5 protein-coding genes are annotated in these 14,356 nt (G+C 61.8%); 2 read left to right on the top strand and 3 right to left on the bottom strand.

The features are described 5' to 3' along the window. Window positions 1–5 precede the first annotated feature (5 nt). A complete protein-coding gene (locus JWU58_RS20350) occupies window positions 6–602 on the top strand; it encodes a tRNA-uridine aminocarboxypropyltransferase (protein ID WP_125917808.1) in 597 nt (198 codons plus the stop codon). 114 nt (window positions 603–716) lie between these two features. Here the strand turns inward: JWU58_RS20350 and JWU58_RS20345 are convergent, their stop codons facing one another. The 3 genes from JWU58_RS20345 to JWU58_RS20335 form a co-directional block, all read right to left on the bottom strand. Further along, window positions 717–2,078, bottom strand: coding sequence for an HlyD family type I secretion periplasmic adaptor subunit (locus JWU58_RS20345; protein ID WP_039761043.1), 1,362 nt, complete (start codon window positions 2,076–2,078; stop codon window positions 717–719). 10 nt (window positions 2,079–2,088) lie between these two features. Continuing rightward, the gene (locus JWU58_RS20340) at window positions 2,089–4,248 is read right to left on the bottom strand and encodes a type I secretion system permease/ATPase (RefSeq protein WP_206420868.1); all 2,160 of its coding nucleotides are present in this window, start codon (window positions 4,246–4,248) and stop codon (window positions 2,089–2,091) included. Window positions 4,249–4,417: 169 nt separating this feature from the next. Next, complete coding sequence (locus tag JWU58_RS20335; protein WP_016771146.1) at window positions 4,418–5,776, bottom strand: TolC family outer membrane protein; 1,359 nt, start codon at window positions 5,774–5,776, stop codon at window positions 4,418–4,420. Window positions 5,777–6,308: 532 nt separating this feature from the next. On the opposite strand from JWU58_RS20335, the gene JWU58_RS20330 reads away from it, so the two are divergent. Then, entirely contained in the window at window positions 6,309–14,156 is a 7,848-nt protein-coding gene (locus JWU58_RS20330) for a retention module-containing protein (protein WP_206420867.1), read from the top strand. Window positions 14,157–14,356 lie beyond the last annotated feature (200 nt).

Below are 14,356 nucleotides of genomic sequence, written 5' to 3'. Positions count from 1 at the left end.
AAAAAATGTCCCGACCACAATGCCCGCGCTGCCTGCGCCCCCAGACCCATTGCCTGTGCCCATTGATTCCGCACCTCGATAGCCGCACCCGAGTCTTGCTGCTGCAGCATCCGAGCGAGGTCAGTCACGCGCTCAATACCGCGCGGCTGGCGGCGCTGGGGCTGAGCAATGCCGAGCTGATTGTCGGCGAGGTATTCGAGGATTTGCCGAAACTGTTGAACCGGCCGGGCTATCACGCGCGCTTGTTGTTCCCGGCTGAGGATGCGCAGCCGCTGCAGGCTTACGCACCGAATGATCAGCCAATTTTGCTGGTCGTCCCGGACGGCACCTGGCGCAAGGCGCGCAAGATGTTGCACCTCAATCCGCTGCTGGCAGCACTGCCACGGGTGACCCTGACCGAGGGCGGCGTGTCGCGCTATCGCTTGCGCAAGGCGCCGGGGCCGGGGGCGCTATCGACGATCGAGGCGATTGTGCAGGCGCTGGAAACCCTCGAAGCGCCGACGACGTTTGCGCCGTTGCTCAAGCCGTTTGAAGCGCTGATCGAAGGGCAGATTGCGGCGATGGGGGAGGAGGTTTTCCAGCGTAACCATGGCGACAGATGATCGTTCCCACGCTCTGCGTGGGAATGCATCCAGTGACGCTCTGCGTCACCGTCGTGAAGGGACGCGGAGCGTCCCGGGCGGCATTCCCACGCGGAGCGTGGGAACGAGCATTGGCTAACGTTCACGCATCGCCTCGGTCCGCGCTTTCAACACCGGTTTGAGCAGGTAATCCAAGACGCTTTTCTCACCGGTGATAATGTCCACTGTCGCCACCATCCCCGGGATGATCAGCAGCGGTTTCACGTCGCCGCCCAGGTGATTCTTGTCGGTGCGCACCTGAATCAGATAGAAGCTGTTGCCCTTGTCATCGGTGATCGTATCGGCGCCGATCAGCTCGAGCTTGGCGCTCAGCCCGCCGTAAATCGTGTAGTCGTAGGCACTGAATTTGACCATGGCTTTCTGGCCCGGATGCAGGAACGCGACGTCTTGCGGGCGGACCTTGGCTTCGATCAGCAGGTTGTCTTCCAGCGGCACGATTTCAACCATGTCGCTGCCCGGCTGGACCACGCCGCCGATGGTGTTGACCTTCATCTGCTTGATCACGCCACGCACCGGCGAAGTCACCGTGGTACGGCTGACGCGGTCGTCGATGGCGATGCTCGACGCGGTGATTTTCGACAGGTCGGTGCGTTTCTCATTCAGCTCTTTGGCGGCCTCGGAGCGGAAGGTCTGCTCGGATTCGTCGATCTTGCTGCGGATCTCGGCGATGGCCGATTCGGCGCGGGGAATCGCCAGCGTGGTGGCGTTCAGCGAACCACGGATCTCCACGGCGCTGCGCCTGAGCCTGAGGATTTCCACTGGTGACACGGCGCCGGTTTTCACCAGCGGTTCGGACATGTTCATCTCTTGTTGCAGCAGCGCCAGGCTCGAGCTGAACTGGCCCTGCTTGGAGCGAAATTCGGCCAGCTCCTGGGTTTTCTGCCGCAATTGTTCGCTGAGGGTGCGCTGTTCACTGGCCAAGCGGCGTTGGCGTTGCTCGTACAGCGAGCGCTCGTCCTCGGCGACTTGCGGCGCTTTGGCGATGACTTCAGCGGAGAGTTTGAAGGGGCGCCCCTCGGCCTCTGCTGACAGCCGTTCAACCTGCGCGGTCAGCGCGTAACGGTCGGCCTCGCTCTCGCCCTTGTTCGAGCGGAAGCGCGTGTCATCCAGACGCAGCAGGGTGTCGCCCTTGCCGACCATCTGGCCTTCGCGAACGAAAATCTCGGTGACGATGCCGCCCTCAAGGTTCTGGATCACCTGAACCTTGCTTGACGGGATCGCTTTGCCTTCGCCCATGGTCACTTCTTCGAGCACGGCAAATTTGGCCCAGACCAGGGCGGCGATCAGCAGCGCTGCCGCCAGCCACACGGTGATCCGCGATTTGCGCGGCGAATCCTGCAATGCTGCGCCGGCGGTTTCCGGCATGAACTCGGCTTCGGCGCTTTTGCCGAAACTGTCGAAGTAGCCGCGCTTGTTGCTATCGGAGGAAGCAGGCATGGCGTAACTCCTAGACCGCCGCCGAGCCGACACGGCCCTTGCGCAGTGCATCGATGACTGCTTCTTTCGGACCGTCAGCGACGACCCGGCCGTTGTCCAGCACCAGCAACCGGTCCACCAGGCTCAGCATCGAGGTGCGGTGAGTCACCAGCAGCAGGGTTTTGCCTTGCACCCAGCCATGCAGTTTCTGTCGCAGCGCATCTTCACTGCTGTTGTCCATGGCGCTGGTGGGTTCGTCGAGCAGCATGATCGGCGGATCGAGCAGTAACGCGCGCGCCAGCAACACCGCCTGGCGTTGGCCGCCGGATAGCAGTTGTCCGCGTTCGCCCACCGGTCGGTCGAAGCCTTGCGGGTGTTGTCGGGCCAGTTCGGTGACGCCAGTCAGTTCGGCGACTTCGAGCATGCGTGAATCGCTGATGTAACGCGCGCCCAGGGTCAGGTTGTCGCGCAGGCTGCCGGCCAGCAGCGGCAAGTCGTGGGCGACATAACCGATCTGCTGGCGCAGGTCAGCCACGTCCAGTTGGCGCAGGTCGAGGCCGTCGAGCAGTAACTGGCCTTGTTCCGCTTCGTAGAAGCCCATGACCAGCCGCGCCAACGTGCTTTTGCCGGAGCCGCTGCGGCCGATGATGCCGACCCGCTCGCCGGGTTTCAGGCTGAAGCTGACCTCGCTCAGCGCCGGTGCGTTCTGGCCGGTGTAGTGGAACGTCACGCCGCTGACGTCGAGGGCGCCTTGCAGCTGCGTGCGTTCCAGTGGCCGTTGTTTGCCGTCGCGTTCCTGCGGCAGGGCCATCAGCGCGTCGGTGCTTTTCATCGTTAGTTGCGCTTGCTGGTAGCGGGTGATCAGCCCGGCGATCTGGCCGAGCGGGGCGAGTACGCGGCTGCCGAGCATGTAAGTGGCAACCAGCGCGCCGACGCTGAGGTTGCCGGCAATGATGCTGTAGACCCCGGCCACAATCGTCGCCATCCCGGAAAACTGCTGGATGAACAAAGTGCCGTTGGTGGCCAGGGCCGACAGGTTGCGTGCGTGGCTGTCGAGGCGGGTGAGGGCGCCGTGGGTGCTTTCCCATTTGTGCTGGCGCTCGCTTTCGGCGCCGCAGGCCTTGAGGGTTTCCAGACCACCGAGGGTTTCGATCAGCACTGCCTGACGCTCGGCGCCGAGGCTCAGGCTTTTCTGCACGGTGTCACGCAGGCGCACCTGAATCGCCATGGCGAAGATGATGGTGACCGGAAACGCCAGCAGCGGAATCACCACCAGCCAGCCGCCGAGCAGGCCGATCACTACCAGCATCAACACCACGAAGGGCAAGTCGATCAGGCTGGTCAGGGTCACGGCGGTGAGAAACTCACGCAGGCCCTGGAAGTCGTGAATGCTCTGGGCAAAGCCGCCGATGGTCGCCGGCCGCGCTTTCATCGACATGCCGGTGATGCGCTCGAACAACGTTGCCGAGAGGATCACATCGGTTTTCTTGCCGGCGGTGTCGAGCAGATGCGCACGCACCACGCGCAGCACCAGTTCAAAACCGGTGCCGATCAGCAAACCGATCGAAAGCACCCACAGCGTCGAGGTCGCCTGATTGGGCACCACGCGATCGTAGGTCTGCATGACGAACAGCGGCACCATCAGGCCGAGCAGGTTGATCAGAAAACTGGCGAGGATTGCATCGCTGTACAGCCATTTCGACAGTTTAAGGGTGTCGCGAAACCACGCATTTACCCGTGGCACCAGCGGCGCGCGGAGGTCTTCGAGTTCGTGGCGCGGACGGGCGAACAAGGCCTGACCGCTATAGTGTTCGCTGAGTTCTTCGCGGCTGACCCATTGCTCGCCGCCGTCGGCTTCGCTGGGCAGCAGCAGGGCTTTGCCGTCCTCGCCAAAGCGCCGCAGCACGGCAGTGCGGCCGTCGTTGAGCAGCAGCAGGATCGGCAGGTTCAGCGACGAAATGTCTTTCAGGTCACGGCGCAACAACCGCGCCTGCAATCCGGCCCGCGCGGCTGCACGGGGCAGCAGATCGAGGCTCAGGCGTTGCTTGTTCAGAGGCAGCCCGGCGCTCAGGCTGGCACGACTGACCGTGGCGCCATGCAGTTTGCAGAGGATCAGCAGACCGTCGAGTAACGGATCGTCGAAGCTCAGGCGCGGATCGACCCCGGTGGCGCCGGGTTCCATGCTGGTCATAGTGATTGCCTCTGTTGAACGGGCTCGGTTATCGGATCGTTCCCACGCTCTGCGTGGGAATGCCTCTAGGGACGCTCTGCGTCCAGTGACGCGGAGCGTCACGGGCTGCATTCCCACGCAGAGCGTGGGAACGATCAGAGATCGCAGCCTTCGGCAGGTCCTGCAGGATCTATTTCAACTCGGGCAGACGCGCCTGGTTTTTCACTTCGGTCGTGGCAATCGCATCAGCCGGCAGCACCACGCGTTGCTTGCTCAGCAACTGGCCCATGTTCGCCAGCACGCGGTACATCGAGTATTCCTCGGTGTAGCGGATTTCGGTGTAGCGACGGTTGGCGTTGTACAGCTCGTTTTCGCTGTCGAGCAGGTCGAGCAGGGTGCGTTGGCCGAGGCCGAACTGGTCCTGATAAGCGGCGCGCACGCGTTTGGTGGTTTCGGCGTATTCGCGAGCGGTCGGCGTCTGCTTCTTGGCGTTCTCCATGGCGTTCCAGGCCAGGCGAATGTTCTCGTTGAGCTGACGCAGGGCGTTGTTGCGGATGTCCATCGCCTGGTTGATGTCGTGGGCATTCGCCGCCAGACGTGCCTTGTCGCTGCCGCCACGGAACAGGTTGTAGTTCATCACGACACCGACACGCCATTCGTTGTCGTGGCCTTCATCACCCTGCACGTTGTTGTTTGCGCCGACTGCTGCTTCGGCATCGAAGCGCGGGTAGAACGGCGACTTGGCCACTTCGTACTGGCTCTCGGCGGACTGCACGTCAGCCTGAGCCGATTTCAGGTACGGGTTGTTGTCGACCATGCTCTGCTGCGCTTCACGCAGGTCCGGCGGCATCTCACCGCGAGTCGAGGCCGGGGTTTCCAGCTCATCGGGCATGCGTCCGACCACGCTGTAGAAATTCGATTCGGCGTCGGCCAGATCGACTTCGGCGGTGTCGAGGTTGTTCTGCGCCAGTGCACGACGGGCAACCGATTGATCGGAGTCGGCGGTGCTGCCGATGCCGCGCTCGGTGCGCAGGCCGATCTGGTCGTTGACGCGCAAGTGCGCCTGCAGGTTGTTCTTCGCCAGCGTCACCAGTTCCCGACGCTTGAGCACTTCGAGGTAGACCTCGATGGTGCGCAGGGCCAGATCCTGTGCGGTGCCTTGCGCGTAGTAGGCGCGCGAATTGGACACGCCCTTGGTGCGCTCGACCTCGTTGGCGGTGTTGAAGCCGTCGAAGATCATCTGCCGCAAGCGCAGCTCGGACTGGGTGTAATTGAGAATTTCGGTGTTGTGATTACCGAAGGCACGGGTGTTGGTGTTGTCGCTGTAGCCGCGCCCGTAGGCCGCGTTCAGATCGACCGACGGATAAAACCCGCCCTTGGCCACTTTCACCTGCTCATCCGCAGACAGGCGGGCGTCCACGCGCGAAGCCAGTTCCGGGTGGGTAGCGATGGTGCTCTGAATCGCCTCGGTGAGGTTCATCGCCTGGGCTTGGGAAGTGCAAGCCATGGCCAGCAAAACCGCGCTGCAGAGGGGGGTTAAAACGCGCATGGGTGCATCTCCCTGGATCTCAATGTTGTGTTACCGTCGCCAAATATTTGACGTAAATTTAGGGTGTAAGCGTTTCACTCTTGTAACAACAGAGCTAAGAACATCCTAGAGCGTAGCTAAGAAAAAATTTTCATAAGGTTTATTCCAAAAAAAACTTATGCGGTTTTTCAAAAGCAGCACATTGTTCAGCTCGAAAGCCTTTGTTTTATGCGCTTTAGGGAGCTCGAAAAGGCTTGAGGAAAGTTCCATTCACTTTGCGAGACACTGCGAAGTACTGCTGAAGGGGAGGGACGCGTAGCGGGGAATGAGCGACAGATTTTTGTCACTCGGGTGATTCACCACCGTTACGTAGCGCTAGTGGGTCGATGGATTGAACAGGGTTGGCAAGTGCTTGATCGCGCTGACAATTCACCTCAAACCGGGCCTGCGAAACGAACTGTCGAGGGTGCGAGCGTCGCCCCCGGCAACCCGATTGAGCCATGGGCTGCTTCGCGAACCAGTGCCGACGGTGGTCGGCAGCGGAGGATTTCACATGGCAGCGCTCATTGGTACGGTCACAAAAGTCATTGGTCAGGTGTTCGCCCAGGCGAGCGACGGCATCAAGCGTCCGCTGTTCGAAGGCGATCGTTTGTACGCTGGCGATCAACTGATCACCGGCGCGGAAGGCGCGGTGGCAGTGAAACTGCAAAACGGCGAGGAATTGACCCTCGGCCGGGGCAGCAGCATCACCATGACCGGGCAATTGCTGGCCGACCAGGCTGTCCCGGTGAACGTCGACGAAGCGCAGACCCCAAGCCAGGCGCAACTGACCGATGTCGAGCAGATCCAGCAAGCCATCGCCGCCGGTGAAGACCCGAGCAAAACCGCCGAAGCCACCGCGGCCGGCCCCAACGCGCCCACCGGCAATACCGGTGAACTGGGCGGCGGGCACAGTTTCGTTCTGCTCACCGAAGTTGGCGGCCGAGTCGATCCGATCATTGGTTTCCCCACCGCTGGCTTCAACGGTATTCCCGAATTTCCCGAGTATCGTCGCGACGCGGACATCGACAATGGCGACGACACGCCAGCGCCGGTCGTGGTGCCACCGCCACCAGTGAACAACCCGGTCATCCTCAACGGCCTCAATGGGGCGGATGGCGAGCTGAACCTCAATGAAGCCAATCTGCCTGACGGTACAGCGGCCAATCCAGGCGCGCTGACGCAAAGTGGCAGCTTCACGGTCTCGGCAGCGGATGGTTTGAACAGCCTGAGCATCGGCGGCATCAACGTGATTGTTGGCGGCGTGCCGATCGGCTTTCCCCAGTCGATCACCACGCAACTGGGCAACACCCTGACCATCACCGGTTACAACGCGGCGACCGGCACGGTCAGCTACAGCTACACCCTCAACGGCAACGAGACCCACGCGGCCGGCGACGGCGTGAATAATCTCGGCGAACAGTTCACCGTGATCGCCACCGACAGCAATGGCGACAGCGCCACTGGCACGCTGGACGTGAATATCACCGACGATGTGCCCAAAGCGTTTGACGACGCCAACGGCGTTGCCTCGGAAACCGTGCTGACCCTGACCGGCATCGTCCTCACCAACGACATACAAGGTGCCGACCGCGTACCTACCGGACCGGTCACGCCGGGTACTTTCACCGGTACTTACGGCACCTTGATTCTGAACGCCGACGGCACTTACACCTACACGCTCAATACCAGCGATGCCGATTTCAAAGCCTTGACCGGCGGTGGCAACGGAACCGAAACCTTCGCCTACACGATCACTGATGCCGACGGCGATTCCAGCACTGCCAATCTGGTTCTGCAGATCCATAACAACGACGATCCTGTAATCATCGATGGCCTGAACGTCGCCGGTGGCGAGCTTACGATCTACGAAAAAAACCTCAGCGACGGCAGCGCCCCGGACACTGGCGCGCTGACACAAAACGGCACCTTCACCATCACCGCACTGGACGGCGTGACCACGCTGACAGTCGGTGGCATCGCCGTGGTGACCAGCGGCGTCGCCGCAGGTTTCCCGCAATCGATCACCACGCCACTGGGCAGCACGCTGACGATTACTGGTTTCAACGCTGCAACCGGCGTGGTCAGTTACAGCTACACCCTGGCTGATAACGAAGCGCATCCGAACGCCAACGGCGCCAACAATCTGCCTGAGCAATTCGCGGTCACGGTCGTTGATGACAACGGCACCACCGCCACCGGCACCCTCGACGTGAACATCACCGACGACGCGCCCAAAGCGTTTGACGACGCCAACGGCGTTGCCTCGGAAACCGTGCTGACCCTGACCGGCAATGTCCTCACCAACGACATACAAGGCGCCGACCGCGTACCGACAGGCCCAGTCACGGCCGGTACATTCACTGGTACTTACGGCACCTTGGTTCTGAACGCCAACGGCACTTACACCTACACCCTGAATACCAGCGATGCCGATTTCAAAGCCTTGACCGGCGGCGGTAACGGCACGGAAACCTTCGCCTACACGATCACTGATGCCGACGGCGATTCCAGCACTGCCAATCTCGTTCTGCAGATCCACAACAACGACGATCCAGTCACCATCGATGGCCTGAACGTCGCCGGTGGCGAGCTGACGATCTACGAGAAAAATCTCAGCGACGGCAGCGCACCGGACGCCACCGCGCTGACACAAAACGGCACGTTCACCATCACCGCACTGGACGGCGTCACCACGCTGACTGTTGGTGGAATTGCCGTGGTGACCAATGGCGTTGCCGCAGGCTTCCCGCAGTCAATCACCACGCCACTGGGCAGCACGCTGACGATTACTGGTTTCAACGCTGCAACCGGCGTGGTCAGTTACAGCTACACCTTGGCTGATAACGAAGCGCATCCGAACGCCAACGGCGCGAACAATCTGCCTGAGCAGTTCGCGGTCACGGTCGTTGATGACAACGGCACGACGGCCACCGGCACCCTCGACGTCAACATCGTCGACGATGTACCAAAGGCCAACGATGACAGCAACGGCACTGCCTCAGAAAGCCAACTGACGCTGACCGGCAACGTCCTGACCAACGACGTGCAAGGCGCCGACCGCGTACCCACCGGTCCAGTCACGGCCGGTACATTCACTGGTACTTACGGCACCTTGGTTCTGAACGCCAACGGCACTTACACCTACACGCTGAATACCAGCGATGCCGATTTCAAAGCCTTGACCGGCGGCGGTAACGGCACCGAAACGTTCGCCTACACCATCACCGATGCCGACGGCGATACCAGCACTGCCAATCTCGTATTGAACATCCACAACAACAACGATCCGGTGCTGCTCAATGGCCTCGACGTCAACGGCGGCGAACTCACCGTCTACGAAAAAAATCTCAGCGACGGCACCAGCCCCAACACCCCGGCGCTGACCCAGAACGGCACTTTCACCGTCAGCGCTCTCGATGGTCTGCAGACCCTCACAGTCGGTGGCATCGCGGTGATCACCAATGGCGTGGCCGCAGGCTTCCCGCAATCAATCGTCACCCCGCTGGGCAGCACCTTGACCATCAGCGGTTATGATCCGGCGACCGGCGTGGTCAGCTACAGCTACACCCTGGCCGACAACGAAACCCACTCGACTGCCAGCGGCGCCAACAGCCTCACCGAGAACTTCGACGTGGTGGCGACTGACACCGATGGCAGCACCGCCAGCGGCCAGATCAACGTCAACATCGTCGACGATTTGCCGACCGCGCATGCGGACGCGGCTTCGGTGGCGGAGGGCGGTACTGTCAGCGGTAACGTACTCAACAACGATATCGGTGGCGCTGACGGCCCGGCGGTCACCGGTGCAGTGGTTGGCGTGCGCGCCGGTGCTGACACCTCGACTTCGGCCATCGGCGGGCTCAATTCGCAGATCAACGGCACCTACGGCTACCTCACGCTTGATGCCAACGGCAACGCCGTTTATCACAGCAATCCGAACACGGTGAACGGCCCGGGCGCGGTGGATGTGTTCACCTACACCGTGCGCGATGCCGACGGTGACGAAAGCACCACGACGATCACCATCGACGTCTACAACAGCTGCCTGAAAGCGGTCAGCGACACCGATGTCACCGTCTACGAAAAAGCCCTCGACCTGAACCAGGATGGCCAGGATCTGGCAGCGGGCAGTGTGGTCGGCAGCGATCCGAACAGCACTGGCGAAACCGCTTCCGGCACCCTGGTCGGCTCGGTCACCGGTGCGGTCGGCGCGATCAGTTATGCGTTGGTTGGCAGTGCCACCGGCAACTACGGGCAGATCGTTCTCAATGCCAATGGCACTTACACCTACACGCTCACTTCGCCAGCGACCACTACGCCGCACGCTGACGACGGCGCCAACAGCCTGAGCGAGACCTTCACCTATCAGGCGACCGACTCTCTCGGCAACGTCGTCACCAGCACAATCGTCGTGAGCATCGTCGATGACGTGCCGAAAGCGCTGAATGACAGCAACGCGACCAACGCGACCGAAGACCAGTTGACCCTGACCGGCAACGTCCTCGATAACGATGTGCAGGGCGCCGACCGCGTCGCCAGCGGCCCGGTAACCGCCGGTACTTTCACTGGCACTTACGGCACGCTGGTGCTCAACGCCAACGGCACTTACACCTACACGCTGGACGCCAATGACGCCGACTTCAAAAACCTCCACGGCGGCGGCAACGGCACGGAAACCTTCGCCTACACCATCACCGACGCGGACGGCGACACCAGCACCGCCAACCTGGTGCTGAACATCCATAACAACGACGATCCGGTGTGCCTCGACGGCCTCGATGTGAAGGGCGGCGAAATCACCGTCTACGAGAAAAACCTCAGCGACGGCAGCAGCCCCAACACTTCGGCGCTGACCCAGAGCGGCAGCTTCACCGTGACTGCGCTTGATGGCCTGCAAACCCTCACGGTCGGCGGCATTGCGGTGATCAGCAATGGCGTCGCCGCCGGTTTGCCGCAATCGGTGGTCTCGCCACTGGGCAGCACCTTCACCATCACCGGTTACGATCCGGCCTCCGGCGTGGTCAGTTACAGCTACACCCTGGTCGACAACGAAGCCCATCCGAACGCCAACGGTGCCAACAGCCTCAGCGAGAGCTTCGACGTGGTCGCCACTGATACCGATGGCAGTACCGCCAGCGGTCAGATCAACGTCAACATCGTCGACGATCTGCCGACTGCCAACGCCGATACCGGCTCGGTAGCGGAGGGCGGCACGGTCAATGTCAGTGTGCTCGGCAATGACCTCAGCGGTGCCGACGGCGCCGCCACGGTGGTCGGCGTGCGCGCCGGCAGCAACACCGCGACGTCAGCCAGCGGCGGGCTCAACAGCAACATCAACGGCAACTACGGCTACCTGACCCTCGACGCGGCGGGCAACGCGGTTTACCACAGCAACCCGAACTCGGTGAGCCCGCCGGGCGCGACCGACACGTTCACCTACACCATCCGTGACAGCGATGGCGACGAAAGCACCACAACGCTGACCATCAACGTCGCCGACAGCAAACTGGTCGCCTCGGTCGATCAGGATGTCACGGTCTACGAAAAAGCCCTCGACCTGAGCAAGGATGGCCAGGATCTCGCCCCCGGCACAGTCACCGGCAGCGAACCGGGCAACACCGGCGAAACCGCCAGCGGCACGCTGGTCGGTTCGGTCAGTGGCGGCAGCGGCGCGATCACGTACACCCTGGTCGGCAACGCCACCGGCAGCTACGGGCAACTGCAGCTCAACGCCGACGGCACCTACACCTACACGCTGACGTCGGCACCGAAAACCGCGCCGAACGCCAACGACGGGCCGAACACCCTCAGCGAAACGTTCACCTACAAAGCCACCGATGCGCTGGGCAACAGCACCACCAGCACCCTCGTGGTCAACATCGTCGACGACATACCGAAAGCCGTTGCCTCGGATCGCTCGGTTACCGCAGTGGAGATCGATTCCAACATTCTCATCGTCCTCGACATCTCCGGCAGCATGGCCGATCCCTCTGGCGTGCCGGGCCTGTCGCGGCTGGCGCTGGCCAAGCAGGCCATTGGCGCCTTGCTCGACAAGTACGATGATCTGGGCGATGTGAAAGTGCAGTTGGTGACGTTCAGCAGCAATGCCGCCGACCGCACCACGGTGTGGGTCGATGTCGCTACTGCCAAGACATTGCTCGCCGGCCTCAACGCCGGCGGCGGCACCAACTACGATGCCGCCGTGGCGGTGATGCAGACCGCGTTCGACACCTCCGGCAAACTCACCGGGGCACAGAACGTCGGCTACTTCTTCTCCGACGGCAAGCCCAACGAGGGCGACATCGGCACGGCTGACGAGGCCGCGTTGAAAAACTTCCTCGACGCTAACAACATCAAGAACTATGCAATCGGTCTGGGCAGTGGCGTGAGCAACGCCAACCTCGATCCGCTGGCCTACGACGGCATCAACCACACCAATACCAATGCGGTGGTGGTCACCGATCTCAACCAGCTCAACTCGGTGCTCTCCGGCACTGTGCAGGGCGCGCCGGTCACCGGTTCGCTGCTGGGCGAGGGCGGCTCGTTCGGTGCCGATGGCGGTTTCATCAAGTCCATCGTGGTCGACGGCACGACCTACACCTACGATCCGAAAGCCCTCAGTGGCCAGGGTTCGTTGACTGCGAGCGGCGGCGCCAACCACGGCACTTTCAATACCGCCAACAACACCGTCAGTATCGCCACCAACAACAGCGGCACGCTGGTGGTCAACCTCGATACCGGCGAATACAGCTACACCTCGCAGAAAACCACCGCCGTGGTCATCACCGAAAACATCGGCTTCACCGTCAGCGACAACGACGGCGATCTGGCCAGCTCCACCCTGACGGTGAAAGTGATCCCCAACGCGCCGCCAGTGGCGATGGACGATCACGTCATCACCAACGTGCTCTCGGGCAACATCGTGGTGCCGGGTGAGCTGCTGCTGGCCAATGACAGCGATCCGAACGGCGACACCCTCAACGCCACGCCAACCAGCTTCAACACCGGTTGGGTTTCGAAAGCGGCGGACTTCACCGGTACCGGCCTGATTGGTTTCACTGGGCAGAACAATAATGCGGCCAACCAGAACCTGGCCAATGTGCGCAGCGCCTTCAGCGCCAATGCCGCGACCATGACCGCCGTGCTGGTGGTCAGCGGTTATCTGGGCATGGTGAGCAACAGCAATGCCAACGATGAAGACCGCATTACCGTCAATCTACGTCAGGGCGAAACCCTCAATCTGGATCACAATCTGGGTGCCGGGAAGATCAGCATGGAGTATTCGCTCAACGGCGGTGCCTGGATGGCGCTGGCGGACGGCCAGACCCTCAGCGCCTCGGCTGACGGCGTCTACCAGATCCACATCACCAACATTGGTAATGGTGGCGGCAACCCGAACGCGGCGGAAAACTACCAACTGACCATGACCCTCAATTATGCGGGGGCCCACGACATCACGCCGGACTACCACGGCACCTACACCGCCAACGACAACCACGGCGGCAGCGACACGGCCAACATCAGCATCAGCTATCAGGACGGCCACACCCTGACCGGCACTGCGGGCGACGATGTGTTGGTAGCGGGCAGCGGCAACAACGTGATCAATGCCGGCGACGGCAACGACGTGCTCAGCGCCGGCTCCGGCAATAACGAAATGCACGGCGACGCTGGCAACGATTTGCTCTACAGCGGTGCCGGCAATGACCTGCTCGACGGCGGCACTGGCAGCGACACCGCCAGCTACGCCCACGCGACAGCCGCCGTCACCGTCAATCTCGGCCTGCTCGGTGCGCAGAACACCCTCGGCGCCGGTACTGACACCTTGACCGGTATCGAAAACCTGATCGGCTCGAACTTCAACGACAGCCTCACCGGCGACGGCAACAACAACGTGATCAACGGCGGCCTCGGCAACGACTTCCTCAATGGCGGCGCTGGCGATGACTTGCTGATCGGTGGCATGGGCAACAATACGCTGACAGGCGGGGCAGGGGCTGACACCTTCCAATGGCTCAAGGGCAACAGCGGTCACGACCTGATCACCGACTTCACCCCCGGCACCGACAAGCTCGACCTGTCGCAACTGCTGCAAGGCGAAAACGCCAGCACCGCGTCGCTGGACGACTATCTGCACTTCACCGTCAGCGGCAGCGGCGCCTCGGTGATGACCAGCATCGACGTCAGCGCCATGGCCGGCGGTACGCCGAACCAGACCATCGACCTGGCTGGCGTCAACCTCGCCAGCCATTACGGCGTGACACCGGGGGCGGGCGGCATGGTGGCTGGGGGGCATGACACGGCGACGATCATCAGCGGGATGCTTAATGATCATTCCTTGAAGGTGGATACGGTGTAAGCGCCGTCTGAAACAAAAAAACCGCCGTCCAGCTCATAGGGACGGCGGTTTTTTTCTGCCTGATGGTACTGCATTGCTCACACGTCAGTCTTCGCGAGCAGGCTCGCTCCCACGGTGGAATGCATTTCAATGTGGGAGCGAGCCTGCTCGAAAAGGGGCCAGAGATGGCACCGGACAATCAGCCGGTGTTTGACACAAGC

The sequence above is a fragment of the Pseudomonas atacamensis genome (assembly GCF_017167965.1).
Lineage (GTDB): Bacteria > Pseudomonadota > Gammaproteobacteria > Pseudomonadales > Pseudomonadaceae > Aquipseudomonas > Aquipseudomonas atacamensis.
This window is presented reverse-complemented; position numbering and strand designations above follow the sequence as displayed.